Source organism: Trinickia violacea (genome assembly GCF_005280735.1).
GTDB classification, from domain to species: Bacteria; Pseudomonadota; Gammaproteobacteria; order Burkholderiales; family Burkholderiaceae; genus Trinickia_A; species Trinickia_A violacea.
The window spans coordinates 2,413,855-2,436,431 of sequence record NZ_CP040078.1 but is presented as its reverse complement, the minus strand read 5'-3'; the positions used below and the strand labels follow the sequence as shown (position 1 = coordinate 2,436,431).

Below are 22,577 nucleotides of genomic sequence, written 5' to 3'. Positions count from 1 at the left end.
GCAGAGATCACTCGGCCGACTCTTCATGATGTCGAGGATCTGCAACCCGCACATCCACTACTGCAATACCGTCGGCATATATCCGCTGCCACTGAGGCAGCGCTTCGATCACTGCCACAGCGGGGCTGCGGGCGGGGAGGATCGTCCAGCGAATTCCGTCCTTGTCCACGAGTCCCTCGAACACCGCACGGTTCGGCGTCATGGCGGCGAGGTAGGTGGAAATGAAATCATCGCCATACACGTCGGCGCGGCCGTCGATGAAGGGTTTGATACCTCTGAATATCAAATAACCGCCGAATGCATAGCTGTTGAAGACATGCTCCCGCTGAATTTCGATCGGCACATGATTGAGCGCCGCGATCGGCGATGCTGGGCCGTCGGTTCGCTCGACCGGATGCGTAAGCCGGATTGCACTCAGCAGCGCGACGCAAGCGATTGCGCCGAAAAGCCAGAGCGGGGAAGAACGACGACTGGTGCCTTCACGTTCCGCGTCGGCAAACGCCTGCCCAAGCGGCATGGCCAGAACCATCGCGCCGACGATCCCGGCCAGCATCTGGTGGCGCGCGTGATGAAGCGCGAGATGAAGGAGCCCAAGCAAGATGATCAGTCGACCGATCGGCAATCGCACGTGGCGTGAAAAGGCGACATAGAGCAGCGCCACCAACGCGCCCTCCAACGGCTGGAGCGTTTGAAAGCTTGTCGGCTCCCACTCGTCAATGCTGGAGGTGGTCGCCATGCGCATCAAGTGGAACGGGAACAGCAAGCCATGCCAGCCGTTCGGCGTCAAAATGGACGCCCCGATTGCTGCGCCGAGAAAAATACCCCAACGGCGGGCGATTAGGCCGCGTCCCGACTTCGCTTCGACGACAGCGTCGACGGCGATCGGCAAGACAAGTCCAAGGCCGAAAACGAAGCTGGCGTGGAGATTGGCCCAAATCACCATGAGTGGCAGCAGGAGCACGGATGGTGCCATGCCTCTATCCCTCGCCGTCAGCAATCCGGAAGTCCAAAGCGTCAGTGCGGCAAGTGCAAGCAGGTGCGGTCGAGCAAGCAGGCTGCCACTGATGCACGCGGTGCCGAGGATAAATACGACAGAGGCGGCCGGTTGACTCAACCAGCGCGCAAGATAGCGCGCCAGCACGCCGGATGTCGCCGCAGTTGCGAGGCCGAAGAGAATATGGATGCCGCTCCATCCGGCGGCCCGATAGGCGAGAGCCATGAGAACTTCGGATAACCATTCATGCGCCACCCACGGTGCTCCGTTGAGTGCATAGGAGAATGGATCTGCATGGGGGATCGCGTGATGCTGAAGCATCCACCTACCCGCTGCGATGTGCCAATAGGTGTCGGGATCGTTCAACACCGGCGGTGCGAATAGAACGATGCCGTAGCCGATCAACGCCGCGACGATCGAGAATGGCGGCGTGCCCCAGGAATGCTTGCCCCCCCTTGCGGCAACGAATTTTTCCAATTGAATTCCCCCGGGTGTATGCGGTTGCGACCGCTTGTGTGTTTGTTTTGTTTTCGATTTCTTGAATGTGACGCACATGATGCAAACGGTAATTGCAGCCACGAGGATTCGTACGTGCGCCGGATCACATAGCATGATGTTTCACGATTGCTACGCTTTTCGCGGCGTCAAGCTCTTTACCGGTCATCCACCTTAGCGTCCACTATGCCAGCCGCCGCTGTAACCGCGGTGATTCGAATATTGCGGATACCTTCGGCAGGCGCGTCCGGGATACGTTGGCTGGCGTCAGAGCACAGATGCAGAGCCCACCCTCGTCATTCGGCGTGACTAGGGGAACAAGAATGAATTCGAAAAGGCCGGCGTCAACGGCGCGTCAACCCGGCGCCACGAGTCACTCCCGCTCAGAGGACGAGCATCGCGCGGAATGATGCTTCGGATTATCTGATTACGTTTAGCGCACCTTCATCGGTTGCGGTCGACCGGTTCTGAACCTACCGATAAGCGCCCCGGGCCTCGCCGGCCTACCATGCTTCGACGAGTATGGCAGGCGCTTCGTTTTGTCCGTACGTTGGCCTACGTATCTCGCTATTCACGTTTGATACGCATTGCCTATGTAGCGCATGCTTCGCCGCCCCGATTTTCTTGCGGCCCCAAGCCCCGCCCGCGATGGTTCGATAGTTGCTTGTTGACGTGTGTGCGAATTCGGCACGTCAAGTGGGTCGGGGATGATCATGAGCCAAAAGAAAATAAAACGGCAAGCGGGTGCGACGGGCATCGAGGTGGCGCTCGTTTTCCCCGCGCTCTTGCTGGTGCTGTTCGGCGTCGTCGAAGCTGGCGTCGGCGTTTACGATCAGAACGTCATTGCTCAGGCGAGCCAGGAAGCCGCGCGGGAGGGCGCAGCGCAAACGAGATCGCGAATGAGCACGCTCGACATCATGAACGTGGCGCAAAACTACGCTTCGGACAAGTTGATCACGTTCGGTTGGTCCGACTCGGTCGTGGTGGCTGTCGACCGGTCGTCGGGGACCAAGTCCGGCGACCCGCTGACAGTGACCGTCAGCTATCCCTACAATGGGCTGGCGATCGCGAAGATCGTCAATGCGCTCAGCGAGGGCGTGGTGCTTTCCGCCAAGGCGACGATGATCTACGAGTAGTCGAACTCGCGGATGGATTGCAGCGGCGTAGATTCGAATTCTTCGAAAGGATTCGTTTTTTTGCTCAATTTGTTTCAGTTTTGAAACACGCGGAAAAATGGGGCAGAGCGAATCAAGAGGCATTCGCTTTACGCGAAATAGGAAAAATAAAAAAAACTCCGGGGAAACCAGGATAATCAATTGTCGAATAAAAGCCGATATCAAGGTAAGAGGGCGTGACAAGGCCGGTTCGCGCTGATTTCGAGGCGTCGCATACTGCACGGTTCACGAGGCGTTATAGCTCGGAATGCCGAACGCGCTTGGCCGGCCTTAATGTGGTCTTTCGCACGTGCTCGAATCAATTTGACCGCGCTGTATCGATTCGAAAGGGAAATTCCTATGGAAATTCCATACACGTTGGTCTATGTTGAAACTTCACGCGCCGTTTAGAGCGCAGCATCGTTAGCCGCCGCAGTGCGGTTCTTCAATCCGGGGATGAGGAAAATGAAAAGTACAAAAACGCACGACCAGACTATTTTGGTCGGCATGAATGCCGTAAACGTTGAGCGAAAACCGGGTGCGCGACAGGCGCATTCGCACAACCTGCAGCAAGGATGCCGAAGCAAGAGCGGCCGGCGGAACACGCAGATACGGCCTTAACGGCCAACTGCGGCGATCGGCCATCGACCAACATCGTCTAGTCAGCAAGAAACCGATGCGGTTCCAAGCTTGAGCCTCAAGGCCATTTGCTTAGCGTTCCGCATCGAAATCGGGGGCAACATGAACACCGCCTTGATTCAGCCGTGTGCTGAACGCACCGTCCTTTGCATCTCGCCGAAACTCGATCAAGACACCGTCGACGCGCTCGCGTCGGTGGGCTGGCACGTGGTGCACGCGAAATCGACGCAGCAAGCCGAAAAATTGCTCGAGCGCGGCGCAATCAAAGTCGCGCTGATCGAATTGCCGAAGGAATGCACGGCGCAGGTGCTGTCGAAGTTCGAGGCGTGCATCGCGCACAGCGACGCGACCTGGATCGCCCAGGTTTGGCCGGGGCAGGCGGAAGACTTGCTGATGCGCCGCTTCATCCTCGACTATTGCTTCGACTTCGTCACGCTGCCGTGCCTGGACGAGCGCCTTCTGTTCGCGCTGGGCCACGCGCACGGGCTGTCGGTGCTGCGCGAAACGATGTCGTCGCCCGAACCCGATTTGGGCCGCCATGAAATGATCGGCCAGAGCGAACCCATGCAGCTGCTGTATCGCGGCATCGACAAATGCGCGCGCAACAACGCGCCGGTGTTCATCGCCGGCGAATCGGGAACGGGCAAGGAATTGACGGCGCGGGCGATCCACAATTGCTCGTCGCGCGGGCGCAAGCCTTATGTGGCGATCAATTGCGCGGCCATTCCGCCGACGCTGCTGCAATCCGAGCTGTTCGGCCACGAGCGCGGCGCGTTCACGGGCGCGCTGCAGAGAAAGATCGGCCGCATCGAGGCCGCGGCGGAAGGCACGCTCTTTCTCGACGAGATCGGCGACATGCCGCACGAATGCCAGGCGGTGTTGCTGCGCTTTCTTCAGGAGGGCACCATCGAGCGCCTGGGCGGCGAGGGCACGGTGCGGGTTGACGTGCGCGTCATTTCGGCGACTCACGTCAATCTCGAGGAGGCGGTCGCCGAGGGCCGGTTTCGCGCGGACTTGTATCACCGGTTGTGCGTCCTGCGGCTTGCGGAGCCGCCGCTGCGCGAGCGCGGCAGCGACATCAAGCTGCTCGCCGAGCACGCGCTCGCCATGTACAAGCAGGACGGTCCGCGCAAATTCCGCGGGTTTTCGAGCGATGCCGTCACGGCGATGTTCAATTACGACTGGCCCGGCAATGTCCGCGAGCTGATCAATTGCGTGCGCCGCGCGGTTGTGATGGCCGAAGGGCGTTTCATCACCGCTGCGGACCTGGGCTTGCCGGACGCGCCGCACAGCACGGGCCGCACGCTCGCGGAGGTTCGCAACGAGGCCGAGCGCATCGCCATTCAGCAAGCGCTGACACGGCACGCGTACAGCTTGTCGGGCGCGGCCGCCGAGCTGGGGGTGTCGCGCGCGACGCTCTATCGCCTGCTCAACGCGATCGGCTTGCGTTCGGAGCCGCCTGCCATGAAGGATTTGCGTCTGCTCGATGCCCACGTCGGGCAGAACGCGAAAACCAGTGCGCTTCGCTGCACCGAGCACCTTTCCCAATAGCGCGAGCCCTTTCCCGTCTTCGTCGCCTCATGCCGGTGTTCGTGCCGCGCATGAGGCTGGCGTTCGTCTCTCCGTTGCACCAATCTTGTATAGCCAACATGCACCACTCCGGCGCAATTCTCGCTCACTGAGAATGCCGCGAGATCGCTCCCCATCTCTCACAGAGCCTTATCCATAGGGCTTACCCGAAGATTCCCGCATTCCCCGGCAAAAGCGCTTGCAAGCGTTTTTTGTTTCTTGCAGAGTTGTATATACAAATTGGCCGGGCGATCGCTTGACCGATAAGAGGGTTCTTCGCGGTTTCTTACTCAATCCACTGGAGATTCGAAGTGATGGTCAAGCGCTCAACGTTGGCAAAGGTTTTGGCGGTGGCGGTGCTCGGCGCGGCGGTGACGCTCGCGGCGCCCGTGCAGGCGAAGGAATGGAAGTCGGTGACGATCGCGCTCGAGGGCAGCTACGAGCCGTGGAACCTCACGCTTCCGGGCGGCAAGCTCGGCGGCTTCGAGCCTGAGCTGGTCGCGAATCTGTGCGCGCGCATCAAGCTCCAATGCAATCTCGTCGCGCAAGATTGGGACGGCATGATCCCCGGCTTGCAAGCGGGCAAGTTCGACGTGCTGATGGACGCGATTTCGATCACGCCCGACCGCGAGAAGATCATCGCGTTCTCACGTCCTTACGCGGCCACGCCGGCGACGTTCGCCGTGACCGATACGAAGATTCTGCCGAAGGCGTCGCCGGGCGCGCAGGCTATCAAGCTGACGGGCGACCCGAAGACCGACAAGCCGACCGTCGATGCCTTGCGCAAGGAGTTGAAGGGCAAGACGATCGGCATCCAGTCGGGCACGGTCTACACGCAATTCATCAACGACAGCTTCAAGGACATCGCGACGATCCGCGTCTACAAGACCTCGCCTGAGCGCGACCTCGACCTGGTCGCGGGCCGCATCGACGCTTCGTTCGACGATGTGACGTATTACGCCGCCACCCTCGCGAAGAAGGAGAACGCGGGCGTGACGCTGGCGGGTCCGGAGATCGGCGGCCCGATCTGGGGGCCGGGCGAAGGGCTCGCGTTCCGCAAGCAGGATGCGGATCTGAAGGCGAAGTTCGATACGGCGATCAGCGAGGCGCTGGCCGACGGCACGGTGAAGCGCCTGTCGGAGAAATGGTTCAAGACCAACGTCGCGCCTTGAGCACTGGCCTTCAGCGCGGCGCCGGGCATGGCCCGCGCCGCGCGTCGAAACGCGGCGGCGCAAGCCCATGGCTCAGCGCCGCCTCTCAGCAGGACTGGATGAACGTACCGGGTGAAGCATGGACCTGATCGAGACACTGGGTTTCGGTTCCGAAGGATGGGGCGGCGCACTGCTGCTCGCCGCGCTGATGACGGTGGTGCTGACGCTCGCGGCCCTCGCGATCGGCGCCGTGTTCGGCGCTTTTGTGGCGGCGGCGAAGCTGTCGCGTTATCGCACGGCGCGCGTAGTGGGCGACCTGTACACGACCGTGTTTCGCGGCGTGCCCGAACTGCTCGTGATTTATCTCTTCTATTTCGGCGGCTCGACGCTCGTCACGACGATCGGACAGTGGTTCGGCGCGGACGGCTTCATTGGAGTGCCGCCGTTCGCGATCGGCGCGTTCGCGGTCGGTATGATCTCCGGCGCGTATCAGGCCGAGGTCTATCGCGCGGCGGTGCTGGCGGTGTCGAGAGGCGAGCTCGAAGCGGCGCGCGCGATGGGCATGCCCACGTTCACGATGGCGCGCCGCATTCTGATTCCGCAAGTGCTGCGTTTCGCGCTGCCGGGCATCGGCAACGTCTGGCAGTTGAGCTTGAAGGATTCGGCGCTGATCTCGGTGACCGGTCTCGCGGAATTGCTGCGCACGAGTCAGGTCGCGGCCGGCTCGACGCACAACTACTTCCTGTTCTTCGTGGTCGGCGGCGCGCTGTATCTGCTGATGACGAGCGTCTCGAACCGGATCTTCAACCGTGCGGAAGCGCACGTCGGCCGATCCTTCCGCCGCAATTTCGCGCGCAATTGACGAGAAGACGAGAACCCCCATGCACCTCGATATCGACTTCCTGACCGATACGCTCTCGCAGCTGCTCGCGGCCGTGCCGATGACGCTGAGCTTGTTCTTTGCCTCGCTCGTGGTCGGCGGCCTGCTGTCGCTCGTGATCGTCACGATGCGCGTCTCGCCCCATTGGCTGCCGAATCGCTTTGCGCGCGCCTACATCCTGGTGTTCCGCGGCTCGCCGCTGCTGATCCAGATGTTTCTCGTCTACTACGCGCTCGGGCAGTTTCATGTGATTCGCGACAGCTTCGTGTGGCCGGTGCTGCGCGATCCCTATATGTGCGCGGTGTTGTCTCTCGCGCTTTGCACCGCGGGCTACACGGCGGAAATCATTCGCGGCGGCCTGATGGCGGTGCCGGTCGGCCAGATCGAAGCGGGCTACGCATGCGGGATGTCGGGGTTTTCGCTGCTGCGGCGCGTGATCGGTCCGATTGCGTTGCGCCAGTGCTTGCCCGCGTATTCGACCGAAGCGGTGCTGCTCGTCAAATCGACGGCGCTCGCGAGTCTCGTCACGGTGTGGGAAGTGACGGGCGTCGCGCAGCAGATCATTCAAAAGACCTACCGGACGAGCGAAGTCTTCATTTGCGCGGCGCTCATCTATCTGCTTTTGAATTTCGTGATCGTGCGGCTGCTCGGCTTGCTCGAATGGCGGCTTTCGCGGCACCTGCGTGCGGCGCCCGTCGCGCAGAAGGACAAGGCGCCCGTGATGCCCGCCGAAGCGCGCGCTGAATCCTGAACCCTGAACGCAAGCTGGAAGCATTGAAATTCGCTTCATTCTGGAGACTGATATGAGTCAAACGACACCTGTCGCGCTGTCGGCGAAGAACATCCACAAGTCGTTCGGCGACATGCATGTGCTCAAGGGCATTTCGCTCGACGCGCACGAAGGCGACGTGATTTCGATTCTCGGCGCGAGCGGCTCGGGCAAGAGCACGTTTCTGCGCTGCCTGAATCTGCTGGAGACGCCCGACGACGGCACGGTGTCGCTCGCGGGCGAGACGATGCAGATGAAGCGCCGCAAGGACGGGCACTTGCAAGCGGCTGACCGCAAGCAGGTCGATCGCATCCGCTCGCAATTGGGCATGGTGTTTCAGAACTTCAATTTGTGGTCGCATATGACCGTGCTCGAGAATCTGATCGAAGGCCCGATTCGCGTGCTGAAGCGGAGCCGCGCCGAAGCGGTCGAGGAAGCGGAGGCGCTGCTCGCGAAAGTCGGCCTCGCGGAAAAGCGCGCGCATTATCCGGCGCATTTGTCGGGCGGCCAGCAGCAGCGCGTGGCGATTGCGCGTGCGCTGGCGATGCATCCGAAGGTCATGCTGTTCGACGAACCGACCTCGGCGCTCGATCCCGAACTCGTCGGCGAAGTGCTGCGCGTGATGCGCTCGCTCGCGGAAGAGGGGCGCACGATGCTCGTCGTCACGCATGAGATGGGTTTCGCGCGCCACGTGTCGAACCGCGTGATGTTCCTGCATCAAGGGCAGGTCGAGGCGGACGGCACGCCCGACGAAGTGTTCGGCGAATTGCGCTCCGAACGTTTCAAGCAGTTCGTTTCCAGTCACCATCACCGTACGGCGAATTGAGGCTTAGTCAAACATGACCGTGATTCGATCCGAGCGTCCGCTCGATTGGCGCGAACTGGCCGCCGTGGCCGGCGGCGAAGCGCTGGAGCTTTCGGCAGACACGCGCGAGCGCATCGCGGCGGCGCGCGTGCTGGTCGACACCATCGTCGAGCGCGGGATGCGCGCCTATGGCGTCAATACCGGTGTCGGTGCGCTGTGCGACGTCATCATCGGACCGAGCCAGCAAAGCGCGCTCTCGCACAACATTCTGATGAGCCACGCGGTCGGTGTCGGCACGCCGCTTGGCGCGGCCGAAACCCGCGCGATCATGGCAGCCGCGATCAATAACTACGCGCACGGCTATTCGGGCGTGCGGCTCGACATCGTCGAGCGGCTCGTGGCGCTGCTGAACGCCGATTGCTTGCCGGAAGTGCCGGCGCATGGCTCGGTCGGCTACTTGACGCACATGGCCCATATCGCGCTCGTTTGCGCCGGCGCGGGGTACGCGCACTATCGCGGCGAACGTCTTGCCGGGGCGGAAGCGCTGCGGCGGCTCGGGCTCGAACCGCTCATGCTGCAAGCGAAGGAGGGGCTCTCGCTCGTCAACGGCACGCCCTGCGTGACGGGGCTCGCCGTGCTCGCGCTCGCGCGCGCCGAGCGCCTGCTCGATTGGGCCGATGCGGTGGCGGCGCTGAGCTTCGAGGATCTGCGCGGCCAGCTTGCCGCGTTCGACGCGAATGCGCTCGCGCTGCGCGCATCGCCGGGACTCGCTGCGGTGGGCGCGCGCCTTCACGCGATGCTCGCCGACAGCGGCGTGCTGGCCGCCGCCGTCGGCGCCCGCACGCAGGATGCGCTCAGCCTGCGCACGATTCCGCACGTGCACGGCGCGGCGCGCGATGTGCTCGCCACCACGGCCGACGTCGTCGATCGCGAGCTGGCCGCCGTGACCGACAACCCGATCGTGAGCGGCACGCCGGATGCGCCGCGCGTCCATTCGCAGGCGCATGCGGTGGGCGCGTCGATCGCGCTCGCGATGGACAGTCTCGCCGTGGCGATCGCGCAAGTCGCGGCGATGGCGGAGCGTCGCCTCGATCGCCTGGTCAACCCGCTCGTCAGCGGCATGCCCGCGTTCCTGGCGCAGCAAAGCGGCACGTGCTCCGGATTCATGATCGCGCAGTACACGGCGGTGTCGCTCGTCGCGCAGAACCGGCGGCTTGCGGCCCCGGCGAGTCTCGACGGGGGCGTCACGTCGGGTCTGCAGGAAGATCACTTGTGTCACGCGACCCCGGCGGCATTGAAGGCGCTGGAACTGCTCGACAACAGTGCGCGCATCGTGGCCATCGAATGGCTTGCCGCCGCGCAAGCGTGCGACTTGCAGACGTCGGGACCGGCGCGCTCGCGCTATACCGGCGGCCTGTGGCGTCGTTTGCGCGAGGTCGTCGCGACGTATCGCGACGATCGGCCGTTGGGCGAGGATATCGAGCGTGTGTTCCGTCTCATGCGCGAGACGAGCGCGCCGGCGGTTGCAGCGTAGGAGGAGCCGCTGAGGCGGCGCCAGCCGCCCACGTGCGGCAGGCCGCGCGATCCAGCGTGGCTACGCTGCGTCCGCTTCGGCATGGAGCGGAAGGATGCATTCGCGCAATGCATCGCGCCGTCCCGCGAGCGGATTCTGCAAATTGCCCGCGAGCTTGAGGTTCGCAGCCGGGTCGGCGAGGTTGACCATCTGCTGGTTGTTGCCGAGTTGCAGACGGTTCAGGCACGAATGCAGGAACTCCGGCGCGAACAGATCGTACTTCTCGTACTTCGCGGCGAACTCCGGATGCGCATCCTGATACGCCGAGACGCAACGGGCCACGACGTCCCAGAACACGTCTTCCGTGCAGCATTCGTGCTCGACGAGGATCTGGTTCACGTAGCGGAAGAAGCCGTCGAACACGTCGATGAAAATCGCGAGCAGCTTGAGGCGATCGGGCACGTCGACGGCGAGGCGCTTCACGTTGTCGGGCAGCTTCGCGTCCTTGTCTAGAATCACCGCTTCCTCGGCGATGTCCTTCATGATCGCGCGCACCGGCACGTGGTTTTCCATCACGAGGATCAGGTTCTCGCCGTGCGGCATGAATACGAGGTCATACCGGTAGAAGCCGTGCACGAGCGGCGCGAGATATGCCTCCATGTAGCGTTCGAGCCATGCGCGCGTGCTCAAGCCCGATGCGGCGATCAGCGCGGGCAGCAGTGCGCGGCCGTGCCGGTCCGTGTGCAAGAGGGCGGCCATCGTCATCAAGCGCTGGCCCGGGCCCGCAAGCGCGAGCGGATTCTCGCGCCACAGCGCCGAAAACATCTTCTTGTACGGGCTGTCGGCTTGAATCGCAGCCTCGTAGTAGCCGTTGCGAAAGCCGAGCGAAGCGACTTCGCGCAGGATCGTGAAGCCTTTGCTTTGCAGATAGGCGTCGCTTTCGATGAGGCTCTTGATGAAATCGTTGATCGCCGGCGTGCCCAACATGTAATACGGCGACAAGCCGCGCATGAACCCCATGTTCAGAATCGATAGCGACGTCTTCACGTAGCGCTTCGCCGGATGCGTGATGTTGAAGAACGTGCGGATGGATTGCTGCGCGAGATAACGGTCGTCGCCGTAGCCGAGGCAGATGATGCGGTTGCTCGCGACGTAGGACGCAAAGCAGATCGATAGCTTGTTGAACCACTGCCACGGGTGCGCGGGCATCAGGTGATAGTCGGCGCTGTTGCAGCCGCGCTCGGCGATGAGGGCATGGAAACGCTCGATGGTCTCCTCGCCGAGTTCTTCTATCATCAGCCGCTCGTAGTCGAGGTCTTGCGAGCAGTGGAACGTCGCGTTGTCCTTGTGCACCGCGAGCCACACGACGGCGATCTCGGCGCCGGCTTCGGGTGCGTAGGCGCGATAGTCGATGGCGTCGAAGCCGAGGCGTCCATTGTTGGCGACGAAGCCTGGGTGGCCTTCCATCATCGCGGTTTCGAAGGTCTGGAAGTCGGCGTCGACGAGCGCGCCGGTGTCGGGGCCGTCCTTCGTCAGCTTGTAGGCGCTGCCGTAGAGCGTGCTGCTGATTTCGTCGAGATAGATCGGCAGCATGTCCTCCTTGATGCCGAGCCGCCCCTTGACGTCGAGGATGAACGCGAGCGCGTCGAGCGGCTGCACGCCGCCATCGCTGACGCACGTGATCGATTCGTGCCGGATGCTCCAATGCCGCAGCGCGAGCAGGCGCGCTTCGAATGTGTAGACGCGCGTGCCGTCGTCGGACGCGAGCGCGTAGCGCGCGAAGCCCGCGCCCGCGGCTTCGCCGATCCACTTGGGTTCGACGATGAGTTCGTGCGCGTACTCGGCGATCGCCTTCTTGACGAGCAGGCGGTTCGCGCGATGCCAGATGTCAGGCGTCAGATGGAGCGTGGCGCGGGACGGGTGGTCGGACGGGTGGTCGATAGGCAGGCGGGTCATGGCTGAGGTTCCTTCTGGATGGCGGCGTGAAAATCCTCGCGTGTGCAAAACGCGATGGAGGCGGTTTTTTCGCGGAAGGCGACGTCTTTCCAATAGACGAAGCCCATTGCGCGGTTGAGCGCGTGAATGCGCGTGTTGCGCGCGTCGGGCTCGACGACGATGCGGCGCGCGTTGAGCCGCGCGAACATGAACGTCATCAGCGCGGCGAACACGCGCCGCGTGTAGCCGTGCATGCGCCGAGGCGCGGGGGCGACGAACACGTGCATGCCCAAGTCGCCGGGCAGCACGTCGTAGTGTTCGCCGACCTGATCGTGCGCGGGGTCGTAGCACTCGATCAGGAAGGCCGGCGTGCCCCGTTCGATGCCGAGCCATGCCGTGGCATGGCCGGAATCAGCGAGCGCTTGATAGACGGCCTCGACTTCTTCGACGCGCTTGTCCCGCATGTTCCAGAACGACGCGCGTTCTTCGACGAACCAACTGTGCAGCATCGGCGCGTCGCGAGCGGGATCGAGAGGACGAAAAGCGAAGCCATGGTAAGTGCCGGGCGAACGCTCGGGCGGCGCGGGTCGCAGCGCGATCTCGGCAGTGGCGATGTCAGTTCGCACGGGCGGTGACTCCGGTCTCAGGCAAAGCGTCGGCAAGTTCATCATGAGATTGCGTGGCGTCGGCTCTGTCGACGTCGAGCAGCAGCGTGTTGAGCAAGACGGTCAGCAACAGCCCCGCGGCGGCGATAAAGAACGGCGTGCGCAATCCGTAGCTTTCGACCACGGCCCCGGCCGCGAACGACGCAAGCAACACACCGAGGTTCTGAAAGAAGTTGATGACGCTGTAGTCCGCGGCATACGAGGCCGGCGTGCTGAGACGAAACATCGTGACGTCGAGCTTCACGACGATCTGGAACAGCGCCCAGCCGAACAGGCATCGCCCGATCACCGTCCAGAGCGGGTCGCCCGAGCCTTGCAGGAGGAGTCCGGCGGCGCCGAGCAGCAGATTGCCGAGCGTGTGGTCGAGCTTGCGTTTGGGTTGGCCGCCCGTGCGCGCGCCGTGGCGGTTGATGCGCAACGCGACGATGGCCACCATGCCCGGAATCGCGAACACGAGCCCCGACAGCAATTCGCTCGACGATCCGCTGATGGCCTGCCAATACGACGACATGAACGGCCGGATCAGATAGACGCTGAAATCGAAGACGAGCATCAGGAGCGCGAGCCGCAGGATCGGCAGGCGATGGGCGAAGCCCAAGCGAACGCGCTCGGCAGGTGCGAAGCGGCAACGGCGCGCGATGCCGTGCGAGCGGATCAGATGCAGGCAGACGAACATCTGCACGAAATCGCCCGCGGCCATGGCGAAGATGCACTTGTCCGCGCCCCAGGTCTGCATGACGAAGCCGCCCACGACCGCCCCCAGGATCGCGCCGAAATGCACGACGACCGACAGCAGGCCGATGGTGTTCGCGTGCGCCGCTTTCTCTTCGAGCCGCATCAGGTACGGGTACATCAGCAGATAGCTGCTCTTGCACATGAACATCGCGAGCGACAGCAGCCAGAACGCCGGCACGGTCGGGGCCCAGTAGCTCAACACGGAAAACACGCCGGCCGCGCATTGCGTATAGACGAGCAAATGCATGGCATCGAGCCGCTTCGCGATGCGTGCCCATAGCGGGAGCGTGAGCATCACGGCGATCGAGATCGCGGCCACATACGCGCCCGCGTGCACCGGGCTCGTCAACTGATAGCGCGATGCGAAGAACTGTGGATAGAACGGAATCAGAACGGCATCGCTGATCACCGCGAACGCTGTCATGAGGATGATGGCGCCCCGCATCATTCGGCCTCCAGCGGCACCTTGCTGAACGCATCGCTCGCGGGCACCGAGAAGTCTTGCAAGGCGATGCGGCGCTCGATCGGGTAATGCTCGACGCCGGTCAGCTCGCGCAGGATGCACGAGTTGCGGTAGCAGCTCATGCCGAGGTCGAGATTCGTGAGGCCGTGGCTGTAGAGGCCCGCGTTCTGCGCGAAGATGTCCGATTCGACGAGGTCGATCGCGTAGTTGCGCGACATCCGGTAGCGTCCCTTCGCGTCCCACCGGATGCGCTCGCGGATGCCGTCGATGAAGCGCGGCACGTTTTGTCCGTAGCCCGTGGCGAAGACGGCGCCGTCGGTGACATGCGTGTACGGCTGGCGTTCGTCGCGCTGGATGAAGCGCAGATGGAAGCGGTCGCCGGCCGGGTCGTAACGGCAGCCTGTGAGCTCGGAGTTGGTGATGAGCCTCGCGTTCGCGTGGCCGCGGCTGCGGCGGTCGTCGAGCAAGTCGTAGATCTGATTGATCAGTGTCGCGTTCACGCCTTTGTAGAGGTTGTCCTGTTTCTCGATGATGCGTTCCTTGACCTCGTCGGGCAGGTTGTAGAAGTAGTCGACGTAGTCCGGCGAGCTCATTTCCAGCGTGAGCTTCGTGGTCTCCATTTGGAAGAAGCGCGATGAGCGCGTGATCCAGGTCAGCGAGTAGTCAAAGCTGTCGCTGTCTTTGAGCAAGTCGTGGAAGATTTCGGCGGCGCTTTGGCCACTGCCGATCACGGCGATCGAGCGCTTCTTCTGCAACTCGGTCTTGCGCTCGACGTATTGGGCGCTATGGAGGCAGTGCTCCGCCACGCCGGCGCAACAGGCGGGCAAGTGCGGCACCGACCCGACACCGATCACGAGCTTCGGCGCGCGATGCGTGAACGGCTGCTGCGTGCGCGAGTGCCGGCCGCTCACGACGTACTGCTTGCGCACGTCGTCATAGTCGATGCGCTCGACGTTCGAGCCGAACGCAATGCTCGAAAGCTGCCGGATCGCCCACTTGCAATAGCGGTTGTATTCGGCGCGGCTCAGATAGAAGCGCTCGCGGATGTAGTACGCGTAGAGCTTGCCTTCCTGCTTGCAGTAGTTGAGGAAGCTGAACTGGCTTTTCGGGTCTGCGAGGCTCACAAGATCGGCCAGAAAAGGGTTCTGCAGCGTCGTGTCGTCGATCAGCATGCCGGGGTGCCAGTCGAAGTCGTCGTTGCGTTCGAGGAAGATGCCGCGCAAGCCGCGAATCGGCTCGGCGAGGCAGGCGAGGCTCAGGTTGAACGGGCCTAGGCCGATCGCGATGAAGTCGTGCTCGTCGCTGTGCATGGCGTTCAGTCCTCGCATACGTGATTAGAACTACTCATGATTAAGCTTCCTTTGGTTTCGTTGGCCGGCGATGTCCAGCCGTATCGCTAAGATCGTGAATGAGAATGGTTCGCGTTTGCGAATAATATGAAGATAGGTGGGGGAAGGCAAGCTAGCCGGAAATAACCTTACTGACTTGTAGGGTGCTCCAGCGCTTCGCCCATTAAGCGGCGCGACTCGCAACCCGCGTCACAGCGGCCTCAGGCGGGGCGGACGCCGCATTTCGCTGTCCGTAGCGGAAATCGAGTTATTCAAATTGGCTTTCAAAGCGGAAGGCTCTTTGCTAGGATCGCAACCTCGTAATGAGAATGATTCTCGTTACAAGATTAGACCACGCGCAAATTCCGACCGAAAAAATGAAGAACCCTGTTTCGCGCATCGCCCAACCCAAACTCCGACAACTCAACCGCTCTTTGAAGATCGCCGGCTACCTGACCCTCTGCGCCAGCCGTGCCGGGTTCGCCCAAGAGCTGCAGCCGATCACAGTGACGGTGCAGCGCGACACGCCTCAGCATCTCGACGCGAGCGTCGCGGCCGGCGCGCTCGGTTCGCGCTCTCAGCTCGACACGCCGTTCTCCACCACGGTCGTGACGAGCGAGCAACTGGCTGACCACCAGGTCTATAAGCTCGGCGACGTGTTTGCAGGCGACGCCTCCGTGTCGGACAACAGCGGCGCGTACAACGCGTGGGCGACTTACCTCACGGTCCGAGGGTTGCAAATCGATTGGCAAAACGGCTTCAAGATCGACGGCATGCCGTTCGTCAGTTATGGCATCACGATGCCTTACGAGCAACTCGAGAGCGTGCAGTTGCTCAAGGGCCTGTCGGGATTCATGTATGGGTTCGGCTCGCCGGGCGGGGTGATCAACTACGTCACGAAGAAGCCGACGGACACGCCCGTGCGCAGCGTCGACGTCGGCTACCGGACCGACGGCATCTGGAGCGAGCACGCGGATCTGGGCGGCCGCTTCGGCCCTGACAAGATGTTCGGCGCGCGCATCAACGCCACGCACGAAGAAGGGCAGACCTATAACGACGGCAACCTCCGGCGCGATGCCGTCTCGCTCGCGCTCGACGCTCGCTTGACGCGCGATCTGTCGGTCAACTTCGGCGCGCTCTACCAGGAGCGTCGCGTGACCGGGCTGACGCCGTCGATCTCGACGGCGCAGTACGTCGGCGGGAGCCTGCCGCCGACCCTTAGCGGCGGCACGTCGAACCTCGGCGGCCAGGATCAATTCCTGAACACCAACCTGCAGCTCTACACGGCAGGCGTGCAATACCAGATCTCACCCGACTGGCGTTTCTCGACGTCGTACAGCTACAGCACGGTCACGCGCGAACGCAACGAGAGCACGCTTTATCTGCTGAACAGCGCGGGCGACTACAGCGACTCGCGCTGGAACAGCAACGAGGCCCACCAGTTCAGCCAGTGGCAGGCGATGCTGGAAGGCAAGCTGAAAACCGGCCCGTTCACGCACGAACTCGTATTCGGCGCGGCGTGGCAAAAGCAGCTGAACTATTACTCCGCGAATCCGTACTCTGCGACGCTCGGCGCGGGCAATCTCTATCTGCCGAACCCGTACCGCTATCCCGGCAAGAGCGGTTTGCAGACCTATCGCGACAGCGTCATCACGCAGAAGTCGCTGTTCGCGAGCGACACGATGCAGATCACCGAGCGCTGGTCCATCCTCGGCGGCCTGCGCTACACGAACTACTCGCAGACGTCGTACACGACGACCGGATCGACGGCATCGACCTACGACGAGAACGCCGTGCTCACGCCGACCGTCGCGCTGATGTTCAAAGTCGAGCCGCAGACGACGCTCTATGCGAGCTATGTCGAAGCCCTCGAGCAAGGCCCGCAAGTCGGCGTCGGCTACGCGAACTACGGCCAGCAATTGAATCCGCTGCGCAGCAAGCAATACGAAATCGGCGTGAAGAGCGAGCATGCGCGCTGGAGTGCGACGGCTGCGGTGTTCCGCATCGAACGCGGCGCGGCTTACGCAAACGGCGACAACGTCTACGTCGAAGACGGCAAGTCGATTTATCAAGGGATCGAATTGGGCGCATCCACGCACCTCGGCTCGCAGTGGGAACTCGGCGGCAACCTGATGTGGCTCGATACCTGGTACGCGAAGGGCACGTCCTACGACGGCAACCGCGTCGCGGGCGCCCCCGCTTACGTGGCCGCCGCGTATGCGCAGTACGCGGTACGGGCCGTGCCCGGCTTGAAGCTCGGCGTCGACGCCAAATTCACGGGGAATACGCAAGTGCGTGCAGCGGGCAACCTGGCTGCGCCCGGCTTTCTGCTCGTCAACGCCGGGGCCACGTATAGCACCGCAATCGCCGGCCACGACGTCACGCTCCGCGCCGCGATCGATAACCTGGCCAATCGCCGGTACTGGGAATTCCAGTACGCCGACTACATCAAGCCCGGCGATCCGCGCACGCTCAGCCTGAACGCCAAGATCGATTTCTAGGGGGCGGCCTGGGTTTCCGCGTAGGCCCGCAGTGCCCGCGCGGTGTCATCGTCGGCGGGGAAGAACGCTTCGATGGCGAGTTCGGACAACGTCACGTCGACCGGCGTGCCGAACACGGTCGTCGTGCTGAAGAACGACAGCACGCCGAGGTCGGTGGCGAGCCGGAACGGGACGGCGATCTGATTCGCTTCGAACGCGCCGGCTGGATCCGGCTTGCGCGCATGCGGCGGCGCAGGGTAGGCGCTCAATTCGCCGACGAGCGCGGCAAGCGTCGCGTCGCCGCTCGTTTCCGCCTGACGCTGCACGCGCCCGATCACATGCTCGCGCCATGCGTGCCAGTTGACGATGTGCGGCGCGAGCCCGTCCGGATGCAGCGACAGCCGCAGCACATTGACCGGCCCGGCCAGCAGCTTGGGATCGGCCCGCGCGACGAGCGGCGCAATCGCGCGGTTGGCGGCGACCATCGTCCAATGGCGGTCGATCGCGAGCGCCGGATACGGTTCGTGGCCCTTGAGCACGAGATCGACCGCTTGCCGCGCGGCGCTCAATTGGGGGTCCGAAAGCGGCCGTTCGCGAAAGAGCGGCGCGTAACCGGCCGCGACGAGCAGCGCGTTGCGCGCCCGCAGCGGTACCTCGAGCCGCTCGGCAAGGTGCATGACCATCTCGCGGCTCGGCAGCGCCCGGCCCGATTCGACGAACGAGAGATGGCGCGTCGAAATCTCGGCTTCGGACGCGAGCAGCAATTGGCTCATGCGTCGCCGCTGCCGCCATTCGCGCAGCATGTCGCCGACAGTGCGGCTCGCCGCGCTCGGCGCGGGGGACGGGATCAGGGGGGCGCTCAATGTGCTCATGGTGCGGATGATAGTCAAACGGCGCCGGGTTTCCATTACCCGACAGGTAACGGATGGGGCGGATTCGCGCCGGCTTTACCTGGCGGGACCGAAGCAAGCGAACGCACGCTCCACGGCCGCGTGGGCGTCGTGTTCGACGATCGAATTGTGCGCGGTGACGACGCGTTCGAACGGATAGCCCAGGATTTTCGCGGCGCTGGCGCGCGCCGCCTCGCGATTCTTGACGGCCAGCTGTATGGTGCGAGGCACGGCGAGACGATTTCTCACGCCGGTCAGCGAGGCATACAGCTTTGACGCAAACGGCATTTCGCCTTGCCAGCACTGGCACAGGTCGGTCACGATCAGCGTGCGCGAGCGCTTGTGAAACCAGATGGTTTCGTTGCCGAGCGGGAAGCCGTCGAAAAAGGTCTGCTCGAGGTCTTGCGACCATTGCGGCTCGATTTCGCGAGTCAGCTCGCGCATGGCGGCCAGGTCGGGGCGCTTCTTCTTCAGGCCCGGGGCGCCGTAAATGGCTGCGGCCGGAAACGCAGCGGCGCAGTCGGTCACGAACAGGTGATGCAATTTATTCGGCGCGACAATGTATCGAACGTCTCCCAATGCGGCGAGCTGCGATCGCACGTCAGCCGAAAGCGGCACCGGAGCGTGCAGCCAGAGCGACGCATCCGCGAGCCGGACGACCGTCATGCGCGAGGAAATGCGGATTCCGCCAACCAGTGCGAAATCGCGCTGGAGGTGCCACAGTTCGGGGGCGATCGATTTGAGCATGGCAATTGGGGTGCGAAGGCAGCGGTCAGTGTACGCCAAGGCGCCTCGAGCGCGAACGACGCGGCTTTGGGCGAGCTTTGTTCCGCCAAAAGGGCCTGCCAAAGTCGGCCAATTCGTGCTCCGCGGGCAAGGGAGTCAGCCCCCGTAAAACCTCGTGAAAGCAAAATGAGGCAAAATTCAGGGGTTTCATCCGGTCTGCGCCCCAGCCGGCGACGTTCCTCAACCTGTTTCTCGTCCAGAGCCAAGCAATGAGCACTCAGCAACCCACGATCATCTACACCCTGACCGACGAAGCGCCTCTGCTCGCGACCAGCGCGTTCCTGCCCATCATCCGCACGTTCACCGCGCCGGCGGGCATCGAGGTCACCACGAGCGATATTTCGGTGGCGGGCCGTATCCTGGGCGAGTTTCCGGAGTTCCTGACCGAAGAGCAGCGCGTGCCGGACAACCTCGCCGAACTGGGCCGCCTGACCCAGCTCCCCGAAACCAACATCATCAAGCTGCCCAACATCAGTGCATCGGTGCCGCAGCTCGTGAGCGCGATCAAAGAGCTGCAGTCGAAGGGCTACAAGGTGCCGGACTATCCGGAAGCCCCGAAGACCGACGAGGAAAAGGCGCTCCAGAAGCGCTACTCGAAGTGCCTCGGCAGCGCCGTGAACCCGGTGCTGCGCGAAGGCAACTCGGACCGCCGCGCGCCGGCCGCCGTGAAGAACTACGCGAAGAAGCATCCGCACAGCATGAGCGAGTGGAGCATGGCATCGCGCACGCACGTCGCGCACATGAAGCACGGCGACTTCTACCACGGCGAAAAGTCGATCACGCTCGATCGCGCGCGTGACGTCCGCATGGAGCTCGTCACAAAGAGCGGCGAGACGATCGTGCTGAAGCCGAAGGTGTCGCTGCTGGACGGCGAGATCATCGACAGCATGTTCATGAGCAAGAAGGCGCTGGTCGAGTTCTACGAAGACCAGATGGAAGACGCGCGCAAGACGGGCGTGATGCTCTCGCTGCACGTGAAGGCGACGATGATGAAGGTGTCGCACCCGATCGTGTTCGGCCATGCCGTCAAGGTCTTCTACAAGGACGCGTTCGCGAAGCACGCCAAGCTGTTCGAGGAACTGGGCGTGAACGTCAACAACGGCCTCGTGAACCTGTACGAGAAGATTGAAGCGCTGCCGGAATCGAAGCGCGAAGAAGTGATCCGCGACATGCACGCGTGCCACGAGCACCGTCCCGCGCTGGCGATGGTCGATTCGGCCAAGGGCATCTCGAACCTGCACGCGCCGAACGACGTGATCGTCGACGCATCGATGCCCGCGATGATTCGCGCAGGCGGCAAGATGTGGGGCGCCGACGGCCGTCCGGCGGACACGAAATGCCTGATTCCGGAAAGCACGTTCGCGCGCATCTATCAGGAAATCATCAACTTCTGCAAGACCAACGGCGCGTTCGATCCGAAGACGATGGGCACGGTGCCGAACGTCGGCCTGATGGCGCAGAAGGCGGAAGAGTACGGCTCGCACGACAAGACGTTCGAAATCCCGCAAGACGGCGAAGCGCGCATCGTCGATATCGCCACGGGTGAAGTGCTGACGTCGCTGACGCAGCAAGTGGAGAAGGGCGACATCTGGCGCATGTGCCAGGTCAAGGACGCGCCGATCCGCGACTGGGTCAAGCTCGCGGTCACGCGTGCGCGCAACTCGGGCATGCCGGCCGTGTTCTGGCTCGACCCGTACCGTCCGCACGAAGCCGAGCTGATCAAGAAGGTCGAGACGTACCTGAAGGATTACGACACGAAGGGCCTCGACATCCAGATCATGTCGCAAGTGCGAGCGATGCGTTACACGCTGGAGCGCGTGATTCGCGGCCAGGACACCATCTCGGCCACGGGCAACATCCTGCGCGATTACCTCACGGACCTGTTCCCGATCATGGAGCTCGGCACGAGCGCGAAGATGCTGTCGATCGTTCCGCTGATGGCGGGCGGCGGCATGTACGAAACGGGCGCGGGCGGTTCGGCGCCGAAGCACGTGCAGCAGCTGGTTCAGGAAAACCACCTGCGCTGGGATTCGCTCGGCGAGTTCCTCGCGCTGGCGGTGTCGCTCGAAGACCTCGGCTTCAAGACCGGCAATGCGCGCGCCAAGATTCTCGCGAAGACGCTCGATGCGGCCACCGGCAAACTGCTCGACAACAACAAGAGCCCGTCGCCGAAGACCGGTGAGCTCGACAACCGCGGCAGCCAGTTCTACCTCGCGATGTACTGGGCGCAAGAACTCGCCGCGCAGACCGAAGACGCCGAGCTGGCCGCGAAGTTCGCGCCGCTGGCCAAGCAACTGACGGCCAACGAGAAGACCATCATCGGCGAACTCGGCGACGTGCAGGGCAAGGAAGTCGACATCGGCGGCTACTTCAAGCCGGACGTCGAGAAGCTGGCGGCGGTGATGCGTCCGAGCAAGACGCTGAACGCGGCGCTGGCTTCGGTTCAGGCTTAAGCCGTTTTAACTCGACGCGGCTCGTCCCAGAGCCGCCATCGACATAGAGAAAGCCCCTTCCGGCAGTTGCCGGAAGGGGCTTTGTTTCGACGACAGCTACAAACAGACTCGCTCTGATCAAAATACGTGCGCCTTAATCTTCATTCGCTTGGCATTGCCGGCCAGGACGTCATCGAGCGTTGCCATGGTTTTGGCCTTTGCGTCGAGAGCGGCGGCGAGGTGCAGTGCATCACCCGCACGAAGGCCCGTGGACGCATCCAGGGTGAGCACGGCAGCACGATGGAATGTAGTGGGTTCGATTGGCAATAACTGCAGGTCGCCAGCGCATAGGCGCTCGAACGCCTGCCAAGCAGAGGCCCCTTGTTCGGCTGACAGTTGCTTCGTCCGTTGCTTGATGCCGAGAGCGCTCGCGAATTCGGTCACGCACCACGCCGCAGAGGCCATTTCTTCGGTACACGCCGCGTACCACTGCGAAACGGCGGAACTCATCGGTTCATTCACGCACAGTGCTACCAGTACACTCGTGTCAACGTACACCATCAATAGCGAGCCCCATGCCGCAGTTCCTTCATGACCGACTCCGTTATCGGCATCGCTTCGCGCGTTGACTCCAGTTCCTGCGCGAACGCCTTGCGGTCCCATTTGGCCGCGCGAATGCTTATACCGCCATCGACGGTCAGATTGGCCTGCACCTCGTCACCCTCCTTGAGACCTACGTGCCGAACGTAATCAGCGGGGATACGCAGCGCAAGGCTATTGCCCCATTTCGCGATTTGCAGGTTCATCGCCTCTCCAATTGATATACATTTACGTATATACATGCTAGCGCATCGCTGGTTCTGAGGCAACCCCCTGGGGAGTTGGGCGCCCGGT

At 62.9% G+C, this 22,577-nt stretch carries 19 protein-coding genes; 9 read left to right on the top strand and 10 right to left on the bottom strand.

Annotated elements, in window-relative coordinates:
• Positions 1-7: 7 nt before the first annotated feature.
• Positions 8-1,573 carry a hypothetical protein gene (locus tag FAZ95_RS33010; protein ID WP_137336596.1) on the bottom strand — a complete coding sequence of 522 codons (1,566 nt, stop codon included), beginning with the start codon at positions 1,571-1,573 and terminating at the stop codon, positions 8-10.
• 629 nt (positions 1,574-2,202) lie between these two features.
• Between FAZ95_RS33010 and FAZ95_RS33005 the strand changes: the two genes are divergently transcribed.
• Positions 2,203-2,625, top strand: coding sequence for a TadE/TadG family type IV pilus assembly protein (locus FAZ95_RS33005; protein ID WP_175425830.1), 423 nt, complete (start codon positions 2,203-2,205; stop codon positions 2,623-2,625).
• 441 nt (positions 2,626-3,066) lie between these two features.
• Here FAZ95_RS33005 and FAZ95_RS33000 read toward each other — a convergent pair whose 3' ends face one another.
• The gene (locus FAZ95_RS33000; protein ID WP_137336594.1) at positions 3,067-3,288 is read right to left on the bottom strand and encodes a hypothetical protein; all 222 of its coding nucleotides are present in this window, start codon (positions 3,286-3,288) and stop codon (positions 3,067-3,069) included.
• Between the two features lie 96 nt (positions 3,289-3,384).
• Here FAZ95_RS33000 and FAZ95_RS32995 point away from each other — a divergent pair, with 96 nt between their 5' ends.
• The 6 genes from FAZ95_RS32995 to FAZ95_RS32970 all read left to right on the top strand — a co-directional run bounded on the left by FAZ95_RS32995 (position 3,385) and on the right by FAZ95_RS32970 (position 9,990).
• Positions 3,385-4,833 carry a sigma-54 dependent transcriptional regulator gene (locus FAZ95_RS32995; protein ID WP_137336593.1) on the top strand — a complete coding sequence of 483 codons (1,449 nt, stop codon included), beginning with the start codon at positions 3,385-3,387 and terminating at the stop codon, positions 4,831-4,833.
• A 332-nt stretch (positions 4,834-5,165) separates the two neighbouring features.
• Positions 5,166-6,023 carry a transporter substrate-binding domain-containing protein gene (locus FAZ95_RS32990; RefSeq protein WP_137336592.1) on the top strand — a complete coding sequence of 286 codons (858 nt, stop codon included), beginning with the start codon at positions 5,166-5,168 and terminating at the stop codon, positions 6,021-6,023.
• A gap of 118 nt (positions 6,024-6,141) precedes the next feature.
• Positions 6,142-6,864, top strand: a complete 723-nt coding sequence (locus FAZ95_RS32985) for an ABC transporter permease (protein WP_137336591.1) — start codon at positions 6,142-6,144, stop codon at positions 6,862-6,864.
• Positions 6,865-6,883: 19 nt separating this feature from the next.
• Positions 6,884-7,633 (top strand): ABC transporter permease, encoded by a 750-nt coding sequence (locus FAZ95_RS32980; RefSeq protein ID WP_137336590.1) that lies wholly within the window; start codon positions 6,884-6,886, stop codon positions 7,631-7,633.
• A 52-nt stretch (positions 7,634-7,685) separates the two neighbouring features.
• Complete coding sequence (locus tag FAZ95_RS32975; RefSeq protein WP_137336589.1) at positions 7,686-8,477, top strand: ABC transporter ATP-binding protein; 792 nt, start codon at positions 7,686-7,688, stop codon at positions 8,475-8,477.
• A gap of 13 nt (positions 8,478-8,490) precedes the next feature.
• Complete coding sequence (locus FAZ95_RS32970) at positions 8,491-9,990, top strand: HAL/PAL/TAL family ammonia-lyase (RefSeq protein ID WP_137336588.1); 1,500 nt, start codon at positions 8,491-8,493, stop codon at positions 9,988-9,990.
• A 60-nt stretch (positions 9,991-10,050) separates the two neighbouring features.
• On the opposite strand, the gene FAZ95_RS32965 is transcribed toward FAZ95_RS32970, so the two are convergent.
• Genes FAZ95_RS32965 through FAZ95_RS32950 form a run of 4 tightly spaced genes read right to left on the bottom strand, consistent with a single transcriptional unit; the run spans position 10,051 to position 15,077 of the window.
• Complete coding sequence (locus FAZ95_RS32965) at positions 10,051-11,925, bottom strand: IucA/IucC family protein (RefSeq protein ID WP_137336587.1); 1,875 nt, start codon at positions 11,923-11,925, stop codon at positions 10,051-10,053.
• Positions 11,922-12,530 carry a GNAT family N-acetyltransferase gene (locus FAZ95_RS32960; RefSeq protein ID WP_254700055.1) on the bottom strand — a complete coding sequence of 203 codons (609 nt, stop codon included), beginning with the start codon at positions 12,528-12,530 and terminating at the stop codon, positions 11,922-11,924. Before FAZ95_RS32960 ends, FAZ95_RS32965 begins: the two co-directional genes overlap by 4 nt.
• The gene (locus FAZ95_RS32955) at positions 12,520-13,752 is read right to left on the bottom strand and encodes an MFS transporter (RefSeq protein WP_137336586.1); all 1,233 of its coding nucleotides are present in this window, start codon (positions 13,750-13,752) and stop codon (positions 12,520-12,522) included. The genes FAZ95_RS32960 and FAZ95_RS32955 overlap by 11 nt, the downstream gene beginning before the upstream one ends.
• On the bottom strand, positions 13,749-15,077 hold the full coding sequence (locus FAZ95_RS32950; protein ID WP_137336585.1) for a lysine N(6)-hydroxylase/L-ornithine N(5)-oxygenase family protein: 1,329 nt from the start codon (positions 15,075-15,077) through the stop codon (positions 13,749-13,751). The genes FAZ95_RS32955 and FAZ95_RS32950 overlap by 4 nt, the downstream gene beginning before the upstream one ends.
• A 395-nt stretch (positions 15,078-15,472) precedes the next feature.
• On the opposite strand from FAZ95_RS32950, the gene FAZ95_RS32945 reads away from it, so the two are divergent.
• A complete protein-coding gene (locus tag FAZ95_RS32945) occupies positions 15,473-17,596 on the top strand; it encodes a TonB-dependent siderophore receptor (RefSeq protein ID WP_137336584.1) in 2,124 nt (707 codons plus the stop codon).
• On the opposite strand, the gene FAZ95_RS32940 is transcribed toward FAZ95_RS32945, so the two are convergent.
• Both FAZ95_RS32940 and FAZ95_RS32935 read right to left on the bottom strand, forming a co-directional pair.
• Positions 17,593-18,447: a helix-turn-helix domain-containing protein gene (locus FAZ95_RS32940; protein WP_254700053.1), complete on the bottom strand. Its 855-nt coding sequence runs from the start codon at positions 18,445-18,447 to the stop codon at positions 17,593-17,595. The genes FAZ95_RS32945 and FAZ95_RS32940 overlap by 4 nt on opposite strands.
• A 75-nt stretch (positions 18,448-18,522) precedes the next feature.
• Positions 18,523-19,212: a DUF4336 domain-containing protein gene (locus tag FAZ95_RS32935; RefSeq protein ID WP_137336582.1), complete on the bottom strand. Its 690-nt coding sequence runs from the start codon at positions 19,210-19,212 to the stop codon at positions 18,523-18,525.
• A gap of 248 nt (positions 19,213-19,460) precedes the next feature.
• Between FAZ95_RS32935 and FAZ95_RS32930 the strand changes: the two genes are divergently transcribed.
• Positions 19,461-21,704, top strand: coding sequence for an NADP-dependent isocitrate dehydrogenase (locus tag FAZ95_RS32930; RefSeq protein WP_137336581.1), 2,244 nt, complete (start codon positions 19,461-19,463; stop codon positions 21,702-21,704).
• A 117-nt stretch (positions 21,705-21,821) separates the two neighbouring features.
• On the opposite strand, the gene FAZ95_RS32925 is transcribed toward FAZ95_RS32930, so the two are convergent.
• Positions 21,822-22,244 (bottom strand): type II toxin-antitoxin system VapC family toxin, encoded by a 423-nt coding sequence (locus tag FAZ95_RS32925; RefSeq protein WP_137336580.1) that lies wholly within the window; start codon positions 22,242-22,244, stop codon positions 21,822-21,824.
• Complete coding sequence (locus tag FAZ95_RS32920; protein ID WP_137336579.1) at positions 22,244-22,489, bottom strand: AbrB/MazE/SpoVT family DNA-binding domain-containing protein; 246 nt, start codon at positions 22,487-22,489, stop codon at positions 22,244-22,246. Before FAZ95_RS32920 ends, FAZ95_RS32925 begins: the two co-directional genes overlap by 1 nt.
• Positions 22,490-22,577 lie beyond the last annotated feature (88 nt).